We start from the raw sequence: 18,578 nt of genomic DNA, 5'->3' as shown, positions 1-18,578 counted from the left end.
GATTTCTTTAAACAGACGCGGCTGATCTTCTACCTTTACGGAAACGATTTTTCGGGTTGCCGTTTCTTGCCCCAGGTTTCGAGCTGGGTTTTGAGCCGTTGGTACGTTTGCCGCTTGGGGTACCTGCACCGGCAGTATTGCGCTGGCCGCCTGCTCTTTTAGCATCGCGGTTTCTATTGCCATGAGCTTTGCCTCCGGCGCGTCCTCCTCTTGTGGGAGTTTTATTAGCGCGTGCTTCTGCCTTGGTTGGGCGCTGGCCACTTGCGGCATGGATGTTAATTTTCATCACTTCTTCAATGGCGAAAAGCAAATGAGCATCGCCCGGGGAACAAAAGGCAATAGCTTGGCCCTCTGCGCCTGCGCGCGCTGTGCGGCCAATACGGTGGACATAGTTCTCGGGAACTTCTGGTAGATCGAAATTATACACAAAGGCAACACCAGGAATATCAATGCCGCGCGCAGCCACATCGGTGGCGACGAGAATTTTTATATTTCCAGCGCGGAAATCACGAATAGCACGATCGCGTTGACCCTGACTTTTATTGCCATGAATGGAGGCCGCATCAAAACCTTTGGCAACCAACCGCTTCATTAGTTTTTCGGCACCATGCTTTGTGCGGGCAAAAACAATGGACAACTCTTCAGGATTTTTAGAAAGGCATTCTTCAAGAAAATCGGCTTTTTTGCCGCCATCAATGTAATGGACGCATTGGGTCACTTTATCTGCGGCCTTGCCAACACTGGCTGTTTCTATTCGCACAGGATCATTCAAATAAGATTTTGAGAGTTCAGCCATTTGTTTTGGCATGGTGGCCGAAAACAGCAGTGTCTGACGTTTTGGGGCAAGCAATTTTGCAATTTTGCGAAGCGCATTGATAAAGCCAAGGTCGAGCATTTGGTCTGCTTCATCGAGAACCAGAAAATTTGTTTCATTCAACCGCAACGCGCCGCGATCAAGAAGGTCCATTAAACGGCCAGGGGTAGCAACTAGAATATCAGTGCCTTGTTCCAGCTTTTTGCGCTGAACGTTAATGGACGCGCCACCAACAACCACATTCACGCGCAGGCTAGTGCCTTGGACGTAAAGACGTAAATTATCGGCGATTTGATTGGCTAGCTCGCGGGTCGGTGCAAGGATCAATGACTTTGCAGTTTTTGGCTGCGGGCGGCCCTTGTTGGCGAAAAGATGTTCGACAAGCGGCAAGCCGAACGCAGCTGTTTTGCCAGTGCCTGTTTGGGCAAGACCCATAATGTCGCGGCCTTCCATCACAAGTGGAATGGCTTTTTGCTGGATTGGGGTTGGTTTATCAAAACCAAGGCGTGCAATGGATTTGAGGATGAGTGGAGAAAGCCCAAGGGCTTCGAAATTAGACAAGGAAATACCTTTCAAGGTGCGATCCAGCCTATGGCTTGGTATCGCATAATAAAAATAAGACGCCCCATTAGCCTGGGAGAAGGCGAACGGTGTCGTCTGGTGCGGTTGGGTTTCATCACGCTCTTGCTGATGGAACCACTAGAACCCCGCGTGAATTGGGAAACTGGGTAGGAAAGCGTCAATGATATCAAAAGCGGTATCAAAGAACGCTGGCGCATTTATCTCTCGGAAACACTCAATGGTGCTCTATAATCGGGAGAGGGACTGCTCACGCGGCAGCAATGCAAGGATGTCAGTCCTATCTGCTTTAAAGCATTGAAAGTCAAGCAGTCATTTGTAAAGTAGCTTAATGATAAACCTGATTAAACCGCAATTCGGACATCGGTAGCACGTGAGATATGACGAAGTTTTCTGCAAATTTGGGATTCCTATGGTCTGAGTTATCGCTTGTTGACGGTATTCGAGCTGCGAAGCTGGCAGGCTTTGATGCTGTTGAGTGCCACTGGCCTTATGAGACGCCGCCTCAAGATGTTGCAGATGTCTTAGAGGAAACTGGATTGGTGATGCTTGGTCTTAATACTGTGTGTGGTGGTGAGAATGAGAAAGGGCTGTCAGCCTTGCCGGGGCGTGAGCAAGAGGCGCGTGAGGCTATTGATCAAGCCATTGCTTATGCGCGCGCCATAGACGCAAAAAATATTCATGTAATGGCGGGCTTTGCAAGTGGCGTAGAGGCACAAGCAACCTTTATTGAGAATCTTGAATATGCCTGCATGGGCGCTAAAAAATCAGGCATTACAATTCTTATCGAACCACTTAATCATTATGATGCGCCCGGTTATTTTTTGACCAATTCGTCGCATGCGAAAGAGATCATTGAAAGCGTTGGTGCCTCCAACTTAAAGCTGATGTATGATTGTTATCATATGCAAATCATGGAAGGTGACTTGAGCCGTCGTTTGACGAATCTGCTGCCAATTATCGGGCACATCCAAATTGCAGGCGTACCAGAGCGCGGCCCGCCGGATAGTGGTGAAATCGCCTATACTCATCTTTACAAATTACTTGATGACCTCGGCTACAGCACGCCACTTGGCGCTGAATATAGACCTTTAGGCTCGACAGAAGAAAGCTTAGATTGGTTGGCTGCGATTAAGGATAATGTTCAGTGATTGATTATGAGCGACGTGTGGCAAATCATTCAAGGGCGCGGGCAGCGTGCCAATGGGCCATTTGATAGTGGGAAATCCCAGCGCAGTGTTAAGTCTTCACCCGACAGCTCCATGCCTACGAAATAACCGCGTAAAGAATCTTCTCCGCATATCGCATGTGCCCCAGTGAAAAAGCCGTTTTTACGCGCGTCAATCGCCGCCCAGTTAAGGCTGCAATAGAGTTGTCCTTTTTTCAACCAGCGTTTGCTGATCTCAAACGGCTCAGCCAAAACCGTTCCGCCCTGCTTGATTGGTTCGCGCGCGCATTGCTTCGGCGTGCCCCATGTTCCATAGAAGGCCTCGTGCTTATCGGCGGCGAGGGCTTTAGCAGGAAAGATAAGAAAAGGGATCAAAAAGACGGTGCGCATTGATGTAGTCTATGCCATGGCCCGAAACGATTGCCAATCAAATTGCCTTGATGGGAGTGTTCAAATAGACGGCTGATTTAAATGCCGCAGTCGAGGTTACGTACCTTCATACCCCTTCGGGTTTTTGCGTATCCAGTTCCATGTGTCAGCGCACATGGTTTCCAGATCCCGTTCAGCTTTCCAGCTGAGCTCAGACTGTGCGAGGCTTGTATCCGCGTAACATGATGCAACATCGCCTTCACGGCGTGGGGAAATTTGGTAGGCAACTTTTTGATTCGAAGCCCGTTCAAAAGCGCGGATCATTTCCAAAACACTATAGCCTGTACCGGTGCCGAGATTAACCGCATGGCAGCCGGTGTTGGAGAGTTTATCATGCGCTGCCAGATGCCCGCGTGCGAGGTCCATCACATGGATATAATCGCGTACGCCTGTGCCATCAGGGGTCTCATAATCATCGCCAAAAACAGACAGCTGCTCGCGCCTCCCACTCGCTACCTGCGCAATGAATGGCATGAGGTTATTGGGTATACCAATCGGATTTTCACCGATGAGACCACTTTCATGCCCACCCACCGGGTTGAAATAACGAAGCAACATGATGCCCCAGCGAGGATCACTGGCGGCGAGATCGCGCAGAACATCTTCGATCATTTGTTTGGTGCGGCCATAAGGGTTGATAGCGCCAAGGGGGTGACTCTCGGTTAGTGGCAGATATTGCGGCACACCATAAACGGTCGCAGATGAACTGAATATAATCTTGCGAACGTCACATTCATTCATTGCTTCCAAAAGACGAAGCGAGCCAACGACATTATTGTCATAGTAAGAAAGCGGTATCTCATTCGATTCCCCGACAGCCTTGAGTCCTGCAAAATGCACAACACTGTCACAGTGATGGGCTTTTATGACCGAACAAAGCCCGTCCTTATCGCGGATATCGAGTTTCTCGAAATGGACCTTGCGACCCGTAATGTCAGCCACGCGTTCAAGGGACACTAAATGGCTATTTGTCAGGTTATCGACCACGACAACATCGTGACCAGCTTCTAAGAAAAGAAGGGATGTGTGTGAGCCGATATAACCGGCACCACCTGTGATTAAAACGCTCATTTCTATCAATAATCCTTATGATAAGGCGTTGATATCTTCATCAGTTAAGTCGCCAGGAACAATTGTCATCGGAATAGGGAAATGGCTGCTCATGGTTCGGGTAAAGTCTGAGATCAAAGGCCCTGGCCCTTCTCCATCCATACTGGCGGCGAGGACAAGAAGTGCTATATCTTCATCCTCTTCAATCAGTTCTGCGATCACTTCAGTTGGCACGCCTTCCTTAATGACCTGTTCCGGTTCAATTTGGGCTATTTCATGTGCAATATCATTAAAGCTACTAAGAATGGTTTGTGCCTGTTCATGTGCTTCGGCTCTCATCACACCCTCAACGCCCAGCCAATGCTGAAATTCAGATGGCTTGATTATATAGAGCATAATCAGCCCGCCATTCGTACGCTCGGCTCGCTTCGCTGAATAAGCAACGGCACGTGCGCACTCTGGTGTATCATCAAGAACCACTAGAAACTTGCGGCGATGACCTTCTTCAGAACTTTTACGTTTCCACCCCATAACAAACCTTTGCCAGTTGTATAGATTAGGTGACAAGCACCTATCTTAAAAAGCCCAGAATGTCTTTTACATCATCCATAATAGGCCGCGCTATAGCATTTGCACGATGCGCGCCTTCTCGCAAGACACCATCAATATAATCTGGCGCATCCACCAGTCTGCGCATTTCATTCGCGACCGGGCTTAAGGTTGTTAGTGCAAGCTCTGCAAGAGCGGGTTTGAATTCTGAAAACTGCTTGCCTCCATACTCACGAAGCACGTCATCTTTTGATTGGGCAGAAAGCGCGGCAAAGATGCCAACGAGATTGTTTGCCTCGGGCCGACCCTCCAAACCTTTTGTTTCACTTGGCAGTGCATCGGGGTCAGTTTTTGCCTTACGTAGTTTTTTCATAATCGTATCAGCATCATCTGTCAGGTTAAGACGAGACAGGTCTGAGGGATCAGATTTAGACATCTTCTTTGTGCCATCACGTAGCGACATTACCCGCGTGGCTGGCCCTTGGATCAAGGGCTCTGGGAGTGGGAAAAACCCACCCTCATGTCCTTGAGCGGCAATGGCATCGGCAAGATCAGTATTAAATTTAGATGCAATATCGCGTGACAGTTCCAAATGTTGTTTTTGGTCTTCGCCAACAGGTACATGGGTTGCTTTATAGGCCAGAATATCGGCAGCCATCAGATTAGGATATGAAAACAGGCCAACAGAGGCATTTTCTTTGTTTTTACCCGCTTTATCTTTGAACTGCGTCATCCGGTTTAGCCAGCCCATGCGGGCGGTACAATTGAAAACCCATGCAAGCTCTGCATGAACGCTGACCTGACTCTGGTTGAAGACGATTTGCTCCACTGGATCGACGCCGGCTGCGATGAAAGCAGCACTAACCTCGCGAATGTTATTTTTCAAAACATCTGGTGGCTGTATTTCCGCAGTAATGGCATGCTGGTCGACAACGCAATAAAGACAATTATGGGTTTCTTGCAAGGCGACGAATTTTACGATGGCCCCTAAGTAATTACCCAAGTGCAGGTTACCCGTCGGTTGAACGCCAGAAAAAACACGTGCTTCAAAGTTTGTTTCACTCATTTAGTGTTCCGATTATTTGCTTGCCATTTGCGATATTCGAGGGCGTTTAATTGTTTGGTGATTTACGACGCATTGTGCGCAGCATGTGCCTGAAATCAACCGCTCCCGTCAACCTGCATAAAATAAAATAGATAAATGCGCCCAAAATGACGAGGCCGCTGAGCGATGCTATTTGTGATAAAAAGCCATCCAGCAGGCCTTGGCTCTGCAGCCATTTTTGCGCGCCATAAAGGCCTAAAGCCATGCCGGCACTCGATAAAACCATCATCAAGCAGCGTCTGAGCGTGCTTGATTTTATGGGCCAGTAATTGCGGCGCTTCAAGCCGACATATAACAAGATAACATTCACCCATGCCGCCACACTGGTGGCCATGGCAATGCCAACGTGGTCATAAGTTTGGAATAAAATAATGGATAAGATGACATTCACAATCGCATTGATCGCGGCATAGATCATCGGGCTTTTTGTGTTTTCCCGTGCGAAAAAGGCAGGCGATAGCACCTTGATGAGAACAAAAGCCGGTAAGCCGATCGCAAAAGCGGAAAGAGCCGCTGAGACGCCAACTGTGGCTGCTGCATCAAAGGCGCCACGTTCATAAAGGGAAGAGGTGATTAAATGAGGAATAACCATGAGAGCGGCGGCGGCCGGCAATGTCAGGCACATGGCAAATTCCATCGACTGATTTTGTGTCTCAATAGCTTTGGATTTTTCACCGGATTTCAGATCGCGCGCCAATTCAGGCAAGAGCACAACCCCTATAGCAATACCAATCACGCCGAGTGGTAATTGATAAATCCTGTCAGCATATTGCAAAAGCGCAATCGCGCCATCTTGTGCTGAGGCGATGATTTGGCCAACCAGCAGATTGATTTGCGTGATTCCACCAGCGATGGCTGTAGGTACAGCCAGTATAAGAACCCGCTTCACCGGCGGTGTCATGCGTGGTCGGCTCATAGAAAGTCTAAACCCGGTCTTGCGTGCCGCCGCCCAAACAAGGGCAAGTTGTGCAAAGCCCGAGACAAACACACCCCAAGCCATATATGTTCCAGTGAGCGGCGTATTGCCTGTTTCGAACAAGGAACAGAAAAGCAAAACAGCAATCATGATGACATTGAGTAATACCGGCACAAAAGCGGCCGCAAAATAATGGCGGAACGAATTCAAAACGCCAGATAACATCGCAACCAGTGACATACATAAAAGATAGGGGAACATGATCCGTGCAAGATCAATGGTTAGCAGTGTTTTCTCGCTCCCCTCGCCAAATCGTGGTGCAATAATGGTTTTAACAAGCCAGGGCATGGATATTTCAGCCAAAGCAGTCAGCACCAAAAGAGTGACAAATAAAACGGAAAAGACTTGACGAGCAAAAGCTTGTGCCGCCTCGCGTCCACCAGTTTCAAGCTCTTTGGCAAACAGCGGGATGAAGGCGGTGTTAAAGGCTCCTTCTGCAAACAGGCGTCGGAAAAGGTTTGGAAATCTGAAGGCGGCATAAAAGGCATCCGCCACTGGACCAGCGCCAATTAAGCTTGCAATCAGTATCTCGCGCACAAACCCCAATATGCGACTGGCAATAGTGGCGCCGCCGACGGTTGCAAAGCTTTTGAATAAACGCATCTTTTAAGCCACTTTCTTTTTGGGTTTAGCAGGTGGGTTAAAAGCTTTTTCTAGATGCCGTTTGATTTTGCCTTGTCGTGCCTTATTGGTGATTTTTTCGCCCATCAGATCAGTCACGTAAAAGACGTCCACAGCACGTTCGCCGAAGGTAGCAATATGGGCAGATGATATGTTGAGACTCAGGCCAAAAATAGCATGTGCTAGATCATGCAGAAGACCTTTGCGGTCTTTGCCGGATGCTTCGATAACAGAAAATCGATTCGACAATGTGTTGTCTATCACGATTTCGGTTTGGACAGAAAACGCTTTGCTTGATTGTTGCACTGAGCGAAGGGAAATCCCGTTTTCGGTTTTTGGTTTTATACCCGCTAGCGAGTTTCTAATCTCGTCGCCAATTCTCTCTGCGCGTCTAATTTCGTCTTCTTCTTTATCAAACTCACGGCGCACGTGCATGGTATCGATGGCAAATCCATCGCGGGTTGTATAAATCTGGGCGTCAACAATATGGGCGCCAGCACGTGCACAAGCGCCAGCCAAAACCCTGAGCATGTCTGGTTGGTCCGGTGCATAGATAGTGATCTCTGTCACGCCTTCAAATGCGAGGGTGTGGGCCATGGTGGCTAGAGGCATATCACCGATTTGCGACTTTAAGATGAACTCGGCATGTTGTTTTTGCGTCTCAAGATCGGTGCGCAACAAATAGGCGGGATAGTGGCGCTCTACATAAGCAATTCTATCTGCTTCATCCCATCCAGTTAGTGCCTTGGCCAATGCGCCACGGGCTTCTTCCATGCGCTTTTCAATCGCTATGGTATTGTATCCACCGGCTAACAAGGGCTGAGTTTCATGATATAATGTTCGAAGCAATTGTCCTTTCCAGCCATTCCAAACGCCTGGGCCAACGGCTTTGATATCGCAGATAGTCAAAATTAAAAGCAGTTTTAAACGTTCAGGGCTTTGCACTATATTGGCAAAATCCCGGATGGTTTTGGGGTCGCTTAAATCTCTTGATTGCGCGATGATGCTCATGGTCAAATGTTCAAGCACCAGCCATGAGAGTGTCTCAATTTGCGATGGTTTGAGATTAAACCGTTTGCCAATACGCTTGGCCACCTTCGCCCCTGCAATGGAATGATCTTCTGGTCGTCCCTTGGCAATATCGTGTAAAAAAAGTGCGATATAAAGCATCCGTCGGTCGTCGAGTGTATCGAACAGATTATGAGCAACAGGATGCTCGTCTTCCGACTCTTTGTGCTCAATAGAAGAGAGCACACCAATCGCGCGGATTGTGTGTTCGTCTACTGTGTAGTGATGATACATATTGAATTGCATCATCGCGATGATTTTACCAAAATCTGGTACAAACCGACCTAAAACACCTGATTCATTCATCTTGCGTAATATGGTTTCAGGATCACGTTTGGAGCATAAAACCTCCAAGAAGATATCATTTGCTTCCCTGTTTGCGCGCACTTCCTTGGTGATCAATTTCAAAGAACGTGCCATCAAATGCAAAAGGTTTGGGTGAAAATTTAGCCCAGTTCTGTCTGCAGTCTTAAAGGCGCGCAGAAAATTCACGGGGTCTTTTTTAAAAATATCGTCATTCGTTTGGATGATACGGTTGTTTTCATTCAAAAAGACATCATTGCCCTTTATCGCGCTTGGTTTGCGACCTCTGATTGCTGCTACGAGGCGGTTAAGCTTGGGCGCTTTCTTTACCTGATTTTGCTCTAATTTGGTTGATAGAATATTGGTTAGATCACCAACGTTTTTTGCGACCAAAAAATAGTGTTTCATAAAACGCTCGACATCGAGCAACCCGCCATGCGTTTTATAATTGAGCCGCTTTGCCATTTCACGCTGAAGGTCAAAGCTAAGGCGTTCTTCTGCCCTGCCTGTCAGATAATGCAAATGACAGCGAACCGCCCACAGAAAGTCGCCTGATTTACGAAACAATTTATATTCGTCTTTGTTGAATATACCTTCTTTGAGAAGCTCATCCGCTGTTTTGACCTGATAGAAATATTTTGAAATCCAGAACAATGTGTGTAGGTCACGCAGTGCTCCTTTACCTTCTTTCAGGTTGGGCTCGACCAGATAACGGGAGCCACCAGCCCTACTGTGCCGCTGATCGCGTTCTGCCATTTTTGCTTCAATAAATTTAGCGCTTGTGCCGCGGATAACCTCTTTGCTGAACCTTTCTTCCATATCGTCGAAAAGGTCTTTGTCGCCATGCAAAAACCGCGCTTCCAAAACGGCTGTGCGGATGGTCATATCTTGCAATGACAGGCGGATACATTCGTCAAGATTGCGGGTAGCATGGCCAACTTTGAAGCTCATATCCCAAAGCATATAGAGAATATATTCGACAACACTCTCACCCCATGGGGTTTGCTTATAGGGCAAGAGGAACAGGAGATCGATGTCTGAACCAGGTGCCAATGTTCCGCGACCATAACCACCAACAGCCACAATCGCCATACGCTCAGCAGCTGATGGATTGTCAATACGGTAGATATGTTTGAGTACAAATCGATGTATTGCACCAATGAGTTCATCTTGAAGGCTGCTTAAGCGAGCGGCACATTTTAATCCTGAGCCGTCTTCTAAAAGCAGCACTTCACCACGGTCGCGCCCATCGGCAATTACTTGCTTCAAATAGGCCAAAAGAGCATTTCTACATTGCGGCGATGTGGCATCACCAAACTCGGCAATGAGCGCTTCAATTTTGCCATCAAGTGTTGCTAGGTCAATTAAGCCATCACGTTCCGCGAGGCACTTGGTGCCTTTTTTTGGTTTATTCTTGGATGTCAAAGACAGCTTCCTATTGCACGCATTGGTGTGTTTTACGAATCCCTTGCCCGTGCTTTTAGAGCATAGAGTTGCTCAAGGGCCTCACGCGGGGTTAGATCATCTGGGTTCACCGCGTCAAGAGCCATTTTCAGCGCGCCTTCCGCAGCATTGCTTGTTGGGGGGGCTGGTTTGGCCGCATTGAAAAGCGGTAAATCATCAATCAAAGTCGTAGGGTTTTGCCGGTCACTCGCTTCAAGTTGCCCCAGAACACCTTTCGCGCGGTTGATAACCGTGGCTGGCAGCCCGGCTAATTTAGCAACTTGAATGCCATATGAGCGGTCAGCAGCACCGGGCACGATCTCATGCAAAAACACAACGTCTCCCTTCCATTCGCTCACCTTGACTGTGGCATTGGATAGTCGTTTGAGCTTTTCTGAAAGTGCGGTCAATTCATGATAGTGAGTTGCAAATAAACAGCGTGAGCGATTGACCTCATGTAAATGTTCAATCGCAGCCCAAGCAATTGAAAGTCCATCAAATGTTGCTGTGCCACGGCCAATTTCATCAAGGATGACGAGCGCGCGCGATCCTGCCTGATTGAGAATGGCGGCCGTCTCTACCATTTCCACCATGAAGGTGGATCGTCCACGCGCCAGATCATCCGCCGCTCCAACGCGTGAGAAAAGCCGGTCAACCATGCCTATATGAGCCGATGTTGCAGGCACATAACCGCCACTTTGCGCCATGATGGCAATCAGTGCGTTTTGACGCAGAAATGTTGATTTACCTGCCATATTAGGTCCCGTGACAAGCCAGATCAAACCGCCACCGGTTTTCACATTATCGCCTGAGAGGTCGCAATTATTGGCAACGAAAGGATCGCTCATGGCCTGGGATAAAGCACGCTCCACCACTGGGTGTCGCCCCTCAACCACAGCAAAAGACAGGCTATTGTCCACTTTAGGCCGACAATAATTACGCCGCTCGGCCAGTTCTGCATTTGCGTTCGCCACATCAAGTTCGGCCATGGCGCGTGCAATTTTTTTGATCGGCCCGCTAGCTGACACAATGGCATCTTCCAAGGTGTCAAAGATGGCAAGTTCCATACCTCTCGCCCGATCAGCAGCATTGACGATACTGGTTTGTAATTCAGACAATTCTGTTGTTGTAAAACGTATGACATTGGCCAATGTCTGTCGGTGAATGAATGTCTCGCTCATTGGCGCTGCCAACAAGCGCTCACTATGCTGGGCTGTGACTTCAATGAAATAACCAAGCACATTATTATGTTTGATTTTCAGGGCTTTGATGTCAGCAAGTTCTGAATATTTAACTTGCAGGCTTGCAATAACCTTGCGGCTTTCATCACGGAGCGCACAGGTTTCATCAAGCGCCTTGTCATACCCCTTGGCAACAAAGCCTCCATCGCGTTTTAACAATGGCAATTCATCACGCAGCGCGGAGATGAGTAAATGAGCTAAGTCTTTTGGTGCATCACGCAGTTCATTCAGCGCTTCTTGGATGAGTTTAGGATAATCCGATGATAGGGCTTGTTCGCCAAGCAAGGTATCAAGCGAAAGCGCTGCCTCAAGTCCAGCACCAATGGCTGCCATATCACGTGGACCGCCTCTTGAAAGAGTCAATCGTGAGAGGCATCGTAGAATATCAGGCGCGGCTTTTAATGTGTTACGTAAACGAGCACGAAGCTCGCGGGCATTTAAAAAATAACTGACCGCATCAAGGCGTTGATTAATGGTCTCGGCATTTAAAGAAGGGCTTGCAAGGCGTTCCGCCAAAAGCCGTGCACCGCTACCGGTCACGGTCATATTGACGGTTGCAAGCAGCCCGCCCTTTTTCTCACCGGACAAGGTTTTTGTAATCTCAAGATTGGCTCTGGTAGCAGGGTCGATCAGCATGACACTATTAGCATCTTCACGAGCTGGCGGGTTCAAAGCAGGTTTTTCACCGATTTGTGTCTTCTCGATATAGGATAAAATGGCCGCCGCCGCTGCCAACTCACAGCGTGAGAATGTGCCAAAGGCGTCAAGCGAGGCCACATTAAAAAACCGAGTTATTCGCTCATCCGCCGTTGTGGATTCAAAAAACGCAGCAGGTTGAGGGACGACAGCTCCAACAATCTCCTCAAAAATTTGGCGCATCTCAGGGTCACAAAACACAGCGTCGCTCAAGATCAGCTCTTTTGGATCAATGCGCGCAATATCGGCCTCAAGATTTTTAAGGCTCGTGGCTGCAAGGCGGAACTCACCGGTTGAAAGATCAACCCACGCCAGCGTATAATCGCCTGCCTCAGAAACCTGGGTGCGGGCAAGGCTCGCAAGAAAATTATTAGCTCCTGATTCAAGTAAATTATCTTCTGTCAGGGTGCCAGGTGTGACAAGACGCACAACATCGCGCTTGACCACGGACTTCGCCCCGCGCTTTTTCGCTTCAGCTGGGTCTTCCAATTGCTCGCAAACAGCCACCCGAAAATCAAGCGCAATGAGTTGCTGTAAATAGCCATCCGCTGCATGCACTGGCACGCCACACATTGGAATGTCTTCTCCTTGATGTTTGCCGCGTTTGGTCAGGGTAATACCGAGTGCCCGCGATGCCTCTTCGGCATCTTCAAAGAAAAGCTCGTAAAAATCGCCCATACGATAAAACAGCAAACTATCGGGGTTTGCGATTTTGATCTCCACATATTGCGCCATCATAGGGGTTAGTTCCGGCGCTTTGTTGGCCGGCTTATCAATGTTGGGACTGGGAGTAGATATATTCATATCCCAAGCTTAGCAGAGGCTGGTGATGAATTCACGCCCGACGATTACAAGACTGACGGCTTTCCATAGATTTATGCGGCGTACCGTCCAGCACTTTCACCGTAGTGGCTGATATAGCGCGGATTGATGTTTTCAACAGGCAGGATAATCAGCACATCTGTTGTACCAAAATCATGGTCGATCACCGCCCCGTCGCCAATATAAGCCCCCAGCCGCAGATATCCTTTGATAAGGGGCGGCAGGGCTGAAAGGGCCTGTTTTTTGGAAAAATTGGCACTATGCGCTTTCATGGGAACATAATGGTTTCCATGTGCTTTTACCTGCCATTCTTTCGGCGTGTCATGCAGCTGCGAAAGGAAAGATAATTGCTCTTGCAAGGCCTTTATATCAGTTCCTTCAAGCGAAGCGCAGCCGAACATGACATCGATTTTGTGATGCAGCACATAAGTCCAAATACCATGCCACAAAAGTTCAACGGTGCGTTTAGTTCGATATTCCTTCATGACGCAAGAACGGCCAAGTTCAAGAAACCGCATGTTTTTATGATGGTCTAGAAAATTTACAAGGTCATATTCCTTGGCTGAATAAAAGCCGTCGTTTTGTTGGGCTATCTCCTGACGCAATAGGCGATAGGTTCCAATGATTTTGGCTTTCGTTCCCTTAATGTCATTTTGGTGCGCCTCATTGTCGATAACAATCAAATGGTCGCAATAGGCATCAAAAGGATCCACATCGCGACGCGGGGTAAGAGTCATGACTTTGCCACGAGCTGACATTTCATCAAAGAAGACTTGATAGCGCAAACGCTGTGCTGCCCGAAGTTCTGCCCGCGTTGTCGCAAGTCTTACTTCAAGAGACCCAATCCGACCAAGCAAAGGATTTAATCTCTCTTGGTTTCGGCGACTTTTGGCTTTTTTAAAAGCGGCAAGAGTTTGGGACAGAAAGGCACGATGCTTAAATGTCTTCAGGCCGAGCATTGCTTGTCTTTTCCGTAGAATTAAATGAGTGCTTCTTTAGAGCAGTGTTATTCTACAGTCCTGTGACAGATTTGTATTTAGAATTATCGGATTGATGTTGAATTTTCCCAATTTCATGTCGAAAAAGTTCAATATCTATCGGTTTCGTCAAAATAGCATCCATGCCAGCGTCCAGCGCAGCAATGCGTGCTTCATCTGTTGCATCAGCCGTTAAGGTCAAAATAGTGGTTTCTGGCAATCTGCGTTCTTTTTCTAGTTTGCGTATGATGCGTGCAGCGCTCAGGCCGTCCATGCCAGGCATATGAAGGTCCATTAAAATCAGATCGAAAGATGAGCCTTGTTCTATGTGGGCAACGGCATCTTGACCATTTTCAACACTTTCAACCTGCCATCCTTCACGCTGTAATAGCGCACGTGATAAAAGCGCGTTAATGGGATTATCTTCAACAAGCAAAACAGAACGCGAAGCTGCTTTTGTTCTGCGCTTAGGCTTCTTTGTTTTATTCAAATCAGCAGGGTCAGAAATAAAACTGGTTTGCTTTTTCGTGGTTGGATTAATGAGGTCGAGCGACACGCGGCTAAACGAGGATGCACGGATAGGTCGCATTAAATAGGACTGGAAGCCGGCCTTTTTGATGGCGGCAAGTTTTGGGCGATCGCGCGGTGCAATCAGAACAACTGATGGCGGTATTTTCGCTGTTGCCTCATTTAAGGTTTTCATCACATTATCGGGCTTGGCGATGAAGCGTGCGTCGATTGCAATGAGGTCAAACATTTCGCCTGCAGCTTCAGCAGCAGCTATTTTAGCTTGCGCCTCAACCAACGTCAGGGCTGATGTGATCACCGCGCCATCATCTTTTGCTTGTGCGGTAAAAACGTCGGCTTCCGGTTTTTGCGGACTGATATGAAGGATCGACCGGTTTTTAAGCGGGGCATGAGCTTGCGCCACCTCGGTGAGGTTTTTCATGATTTCGAATTGGAAGCAGGAGCCTTCATCTGGCGTGCTCTCAACGCGTAACTCGCTCCCAAAAGCACCAACGATATGGTGCGAAATAGCAAGACCTAACCCTGTGCCACCAAAGGCGCGCGCAGTGCCTTCATCAGCCTGTCCGAACTCTTGAAAAATTCTCAATTTGGCTTCATCAGCAATGCCAATACCTGTATCACGTACGGAAAACAGAATGCCATTTTTCGATCTCACAGCGCTAAGTATAACGCCGCCTTTTTCTGTAAACTTGATGGCATTGCCAACAAGATTAAACAAAACTTGTCGCAGACGCTCCCCGTCAACATGAATAGTTTTCGGCAAAGCGGGGTCAATATAGGCGGCAAGATCAATATCTTTTTCATAGGCACGTGGCGCGAGTAGCTCCGCCGTTCCTTCCAAGAGCTCGTTGAGCGAAATGTCACTTGGTAGAAGATTGAGTTGTCCTGCTTCAATTTTTGAGAAATCAAGAATGTCATTGATAAGACTTAAAAGAGCAGTGCCAGATTTTTTGACCGCATCATTATAAGCACGTTGATCTGATGAAAGGGTGGTCTCGGAAAGTAAATCGGTCATTCCCAAGATACCATTAAGGGGGGTTCTGATCTCATGGCTAACGGTTGCTAGAAAGCGTGATTTAGCACGGTTCGAACTTTCAGCTTTTTCAAGGCGTTGGTCTTGAGCGTGTTTTTCCCATAACTCGTCTTGGGATAGTTCAAGTTCTGTAACCAGATCGTCTATACGTTTGTTCGCTCGTGCTTTCTCATTTGCGTGTCTCTTGTTTAAAATCAACGTGAGAGCAAAAGGCATAAGACATAATAGACCAGCTATAACCAGCGGGCTTGGTATTGTGATGGCGCTCGGACCTGTGATCCATAGGGCAAGCACGATGATAGGGGACAGCGCGAGAACTCCCCAAATCGTCCAAAGGAGCGCGGAAGTTTTATCTTGATGGGTGGTGGTTGGTTGCAATTCACTTTTCATTCTCCAAGTATGCAGGATGAAAGTTGCGAAAGTCTTGAGTGCTTGTATTTAGTTTTGATTTTTTGAATGAGGAAACCACTTAAGCAATCAGGCAGCAAGCGCACTCACTGAACTGATGGTGCGATAAGAGATAGCTTCGGCTATATTCATACGGGAAACATCGCGCGATGCTTCAAGATCGGCGAGTGTGCGGGCAACCTTCAAAATACGATGATAGGCGCGGGCGGAAAGTGAGAGTTTTTCTGCCGCATCATGCAAGAGCGTGCGTGCGCTATCGTCCATTTCCATAATTTTTTCAATCAAAGCAGGTGTTGATGTCGCATTGTTCATGGTGGGTCCAGCACCGCTTGCCTCGTCCATACACAACGCTTGATAACGTTCGCCCTGTATGGCGCGCGCCCTCGCAACCCGCGCTGCAATTGTGGCGCTGGTTTCACTGCTTCCAGGTTCTATTAAATCCAAGGCAGACACGGCGGGCACCTCAAGGCGAATATCGATGCGGTCAAGGAAGGGGCCAGAAATTCTGCCTTGATAATCACTCACGCAGCGTGGGCCGCGCCTGCATGTATGGCCCGGCTCACCTGCCATGCCACAGCGGCATGGATTCATGGCGGCAATCAATTGGAAGCGTGAGGGATAACGCACACGGTGATTAGCGCGCGCGATGATTGTCTCACCGGCTTCAAGCGGCTGGCGCAAGGAATCGAGCACTTGCGGCGAGAATTCCGGCAGTTCATCGAGAAATAATACGCCGTGATGGGCGAGGGCAGCTTCTCCCGGTTTGGCGCGCATCCCACCACCAACCATTGCTGCCATGGAAGCAGAATGATGCGGCGTGCGAAACGGACGCGCGTCTGATAATTTTCCGTTAGCAAGCTCGCCCGCGATGGAAGAAATCATCGAGACTTCCAGCAGTTCTTGAGGCGATAGAGGCGGCAGGATGGTAGGAAGGCGGCTAGCCAGCATGGATTTACCAGCACCTGGTGGCCCCACCATTAGTAAATTATGCCCCCCTGCGGCAGCAACTTCGAGCGCGCGTTTAGCGCTCTCTTGTCCTTTTATGTCGGCTAAATCAATTGATGATGCGCCAATGTCAGCCATCGCTGGGCTTGGGCGGGCCATCGTCTGTGTGCCCTTAATATGATTGACAAGCTGTGTCAGGTTGCGGGGCGCCAAAACCTCCATGTCGGCCCCTGCCCATGCAGCTTCGGGTCCGCTGCCATGAGGGCATAATAATCCTTTGTTTTGCGCATTAGCGGCCATAGCAGCAGGAAGAGCACCGGCAACATTTTCGATCGAACCATCGAGTGATAATTCGCCAAGCACCACATAGTCATCAAGACAATCAGAAGGCAGAACATCCATGGCAACCATGACGGCAAGAGCAATGGGAAGATCGAAGTGACTGCCTTCTTTGGGAAGGTCGGCTGGTGCCATATTAACAATCACACGTTTTGCTGGAAGCGACAGACCGGAGGCGACAAGTGCTGATCTGACCCGCTCACGGCTCTCGCCCACAGCCTTATCAGGCAGGCCAACAATGGTGAAGGCTGGCAGGCCAGACATAAGCTGGACCTGAACATCAACCGATACAGCCTCAATGCCTTGAAAAGCCACCGTTGTTACATGCGCCACCATAACAAATATCCCATACATTCGCTTTTTAGCAGTATAGAACATAAAAGGAACATTTGTACAGTCTTGCTGTGCAATAATATTAGATTGGGCTTATGTCTGATGCTGAATAACCAGCGAAACCGTGTAAAATAAAGCTTTAAGCGCGCTTAGCCTCTACAGCATCCCAGAATAGAGCCGCAATATCATTGCCACCGAATTTCTTCACCTCGCGAATGCCGGTTGGCGAGGTGACATTGATTTCCGTCATAACGTCGCCAATCACATCAATGCCCACAAGCACAAAACCGCGCTTTTTCAGTTCAGGTCCAATGCGGGCGCATATTTCAAGTTCGCGCTCTGTCATGTCGGTTTTTATGGCCTTGCCGCCCACATGCATGTTGGAACGTGCATCGCCTTCGGCTGGCACACGGTTGATGGCACCAACAGGCTCGCCATCAATTAAAATGATGCGTTTATCGCCTGCGCGCACATCAGGCAAATATTGCTGAATCACATAGGGCTCAGGATATAAGCCGTCGAACATTTCTAAAAGCGAAGACAGATTTTGATCTTGTTGTGTGACGCGAAAAACGCCAGCCCCCCCATTGCCATAAAGCGGCTTGATGATGATATCGCCAAATTCTTTTCTAAAGGCTTTGATGTCATCTGTATTGCGCGTAATCAGGGTTGGCGGCATCAGGTCCGGATATTCTGTGACGAAGATTTTTTCTGGCGCATTACGCACTTCAGCCGGATAGTTCAGCACCAATGTTTTGGGGTGAATGCGCTCTAAGATATGGGTGGCTGTTATGTAACCCATATGAAAGGGCGGGTCTTGGCGCATCAAAACCACATCCATTGTTGATAAATCAGTCGTGGCCTTTTCGCCTAGCGTGTAGTGATCGCCTTCAACATCGCGCACACTAACAGGTTCAAGCCCAGCAAAAACTTTGCCATCGCGCATTGATAGGCGGTCTGTTGTGTAATGAAAAAGTTCATGGCCGCGCATCTGTGCTTCCAGCATCAGGGCAAAGGTCGTGTCGCCGCCAATATGCAGGGTAGAAATATGGTCCATCTGGATGGCGATTTTCATGAATGCGTTCTCCGAAATAAAGCTATTGTTCTCTTATGGGAGTTGAGGGGTTTTCTTTCAAGCGTGTTATCGTTAG

General features: G+C 48.4%; 13 protein-coding genes. 1 reads left to right on the top strand and 12 read right to left on the bottom strand.

Annotation, left to right across the window (positions count from 1 at the left end; all coding sequences use genetic code 11):
- Positions 1 to 7: 7 nt before the first annotated feature.
- Entirely contained in the window at positions 8 to 1,375 is a 1,368-nt protein-coding gene (locus ABJ081_06375) for a DEAD/DEAH box helicase (GenBank protein ID MEP6356289.1), read from the bottom strand.
- Positions 1,376 to 1,773: 398 nt separating this feature from the next.
- On the opposite strand from ABJ081_06375, the gene ABJ081_06370 reads away from it, so the two are divergent.
- The gene (locus ABJ081_06370) at positions 1,774 to 2,544 is read left to right on the top strand and encodes a TIM barrel protein (GenBank protein ID MEP6356288.1); all 771 of its coding nucleotides are present in this window, start codon (positions 1,774 to 1,776) and stop codon (positions 2,542 to 2,544) included.
- 29 nt (positions 2,545 to 2,573) lie between these two features.
- On the opposite strand, the gene ABJ081_06365 is transcribed toward ABJ081_06370, so the two are convergent.
- The 11 genes from ABJ081_06365 to gshB form a co-directional block, all read right to left on the bottom strand.
- Positions 2,574 to 2,951 (bottom strand): hypothetical protein, encoded by a 378-nt coding sequence (locus tag ABJ081_06365; GenBank protein ID MEP6356287.1) that lies wholly within the window; start codon positions 2,949 to 2,951, stop codon positions 2,574 to 2,576.
- A 96-nt stretch (positions 2,952 to 3,047) separates the two neighbouring features.
- Positions 3,048 to 4,061 carry a UDP-glucose 4-epimerase GalE gene (gene galE, locus ABJ081_06360; protein ID MEP6356286.1) on the bottom strand — a complete coding sequence of 338 codons (1,014 nt, stop codon included), beginning with the start codon at positions 4,059 to 4,061 and terminating at the stop codon, positions 3,048 to 3,050.
- Between the two features lie 15 nt (positions 4,062 to 4,076).
- Positions 4,077 to 4,571: a universal stress protein gene (locus tag ABJ081_06355; protein ID MEP6356285.1), complete on the bottom strand. Its 495-nt coding sequence runs from the start codon at positions 4,569 to 4,571 to the stop codon at positions 4,077 to 4,079.
- A gap of 40 nt (positions 4,572 to 4,611) precedes the next feature.
- The gene (trpS, locus tag ABJ081_06350) at positions 4,612 to 5,655 is read right to left on the bottom strand and encodes a tryptophan--tRNA ligase (protein MEP6356284.1); all 1,044 of its coding nucleotides are present in this window, start codon (positions 5,653 to 5,655) and stop codon (positions 4,612 to 4,614) included.
- Between the two features lie 46 nt (positions 5,656 to 5,701).
- Positions 5,702 to 7,273: a murein biosynthesis integral membrane protein MurJ gene (murJ, locus tag ABJ081_06345; GenBank protein MEP6356283.1), complete on the bottom strand. Its 1,572-nt coding sequence runs from the start codon at positions 7,271 to 7,273 to the stop codon at positions 5,702 to 5,704.
- A gap of 3 nt (positions 7,274 to 7,276) precedes the next feature.
- Positions 7,277 to 10,087 carry a [protein-PII] uridylyltransferase gene (locus tag ABJ081_06340; protein ID MEP6356282.1) on the bottom strand — a complete coding sequence of 937 codons (2,811 nt, stop codon included), beginning with the start codon at positions 10,085 to 10,087 and terminating at the stop codon, positions 7,277 to 7,279.
- A gap of 32 nt (positions 10,088 to 10,119) precedes the next feature.
- On the bottom strand, positions 10,120 to 12,846 hold the full coding sequence (gene mutS, locus ABJ081_06335; protein MEP6356281.1) for a DNA mismatch repair protein MutS: 2,727 nt from the start codon (positions 12,844 to 12,846) through the stop codon (positions 10,120 to 10,122).
- Between the two features lie 71 nt (positions 12,847 to 12,917).
- The gene (locus ABJ081_06330; protein MEP6356280.1) at positions 12,918 to 13,823 is read right to left on the bottom strand and encodes a GNAT family N-acetyltransferase; all 906 of its coding nucleotides are present in this window, start codon (positions 13,821 to 13,823) and stop codon (positions 12,918 to 12,920) included.
- 52 nt (positions 13,824 to 13,875) lie between these two features.
- Complete coding sequence (locus ABJ081_06325; GenBank protein MEP6356279.1) at positions 13,876 to 15,792, bottom strand: response regulator; 1,917 nt, start codon at positions 15,790 to 15,792, stop codon at positions 13,876 to 13,878.
- 87 nt (positions 15,793 to 15,879) lie between these two features.
- A complete protein-coding gene (locus ABJ081_06320) occupies positions 15,880 to 17,430 on the bottom strand; it encodes a YifB family Mg chelatase-like AAA ATPase (GenBank protein ID MEP6356278.1) in 1,551 nt (516 codons plus the stop codon).
- A 136-nt stretch (positions 17,431 to 17,566) separates the two neighbouring features.
- On the bottom strand, positions 17,567 to 18,502 hold the full coding sequence (gshB, locus tag ABJ081_06315; GenBank protein ID MEP6356277.1) for a glutathione synthase: 936 nt from the start codon (positions 18,500 to 18,502) through the stop codon (positions 17,567 to 17,569).
- Positions 18,503 to 18,578: the final 76 nt, after the last annotated feature.

Source organism: Hyphomicrobiales bacterium, assembly GCA_039989895.1.
Taxonomy (GTDB): Bacteria; Pseudomonadota; Alphaproteobacteria; order Rhizobiales; family JACESI01; genus JACESI01.
The sequence above is the reverse complement of the archived record's forward strand: the minus strand, read 5'-3'. Positions and strand labels throughout refer to the sequence as shown.

Bases quoted from the DNA above. Each gene is read 5' to 3' on its own strand.
- mutS (MEP6356281.1), bottom strand. From the start codon at position 12,846: ATGAATATATCTACTCCCAGTCCCAACATTGATAAGCCGGCCAACAAA.
- ABJ081_06330 (MEP6356280.1), bottom strand. From the start codon at position 13,823: ATGCTCGGCCTGAAGACATTTAAGCATCGTGCCTTTCTGTCCCAAACT.
- ABJ081_06365 (MEP6356287.1), bottom strand. From the start codon at position 2,951: ATGCGCACCGTCTTTTTGATCCCTTTTCTTATCTTTCCTGCTAAAGCC.
- ABJ081_06320 (MEP6356278.1), bottom strand. From the start codon at position 17,430: ATGGTGGCGCATGTAACAACGGTGGCTTTTCAAGGCATTGAGGCTGTA.
- galE (MEP6356286.1), bottom strand. From the start codon at position 4,061: ATGAGCGTTTTAATCACAGGTGGTGCCGGTTATATCGGCTCACACACA.
- murJ (MEP6356283.1), bottom strand. From the start codon at position 7,273: ATGCGTTTATTCAAAAGCTTTGCAACCGTCGGCGGCGCCACTATTGCC.
- ABJ081_06325 (MEP6356279.1), bottom strand. From the start codon at position 15,792: ATGAAAAGTGAATTGCAACCAACCACCACCCATCAAGATAAAACTTCC.
- ABJ081_06355 (MEP6356285.1), bottom strand. From the start codon at position 4,571: ATGGGGTGGAAACGTAAAAGTTCTGAAGAAGGTCATCGCCGCAAGTTT.
- ABJ081_06370 (MEP6356288.1), top strand. From the start codon at position 1,774: ATGACGAAGTTTTCTGCAAATTTGGGATTCCTATGGTCTGAGTTATCG.
- trpS (MEP6356284.1), bottom strand. From the start codon at position 5,655: ATGAGTGAAACAAACTTTGAAGCACGTGTTTTTTCTGGCGTTCAACCG.
- gshB (MEP6356277.1), bottom strand. From the start codon at position 18,502: ATGAAAATCGCCATCCAGATGGACCATATTTCTACCCTGCATATTGGC.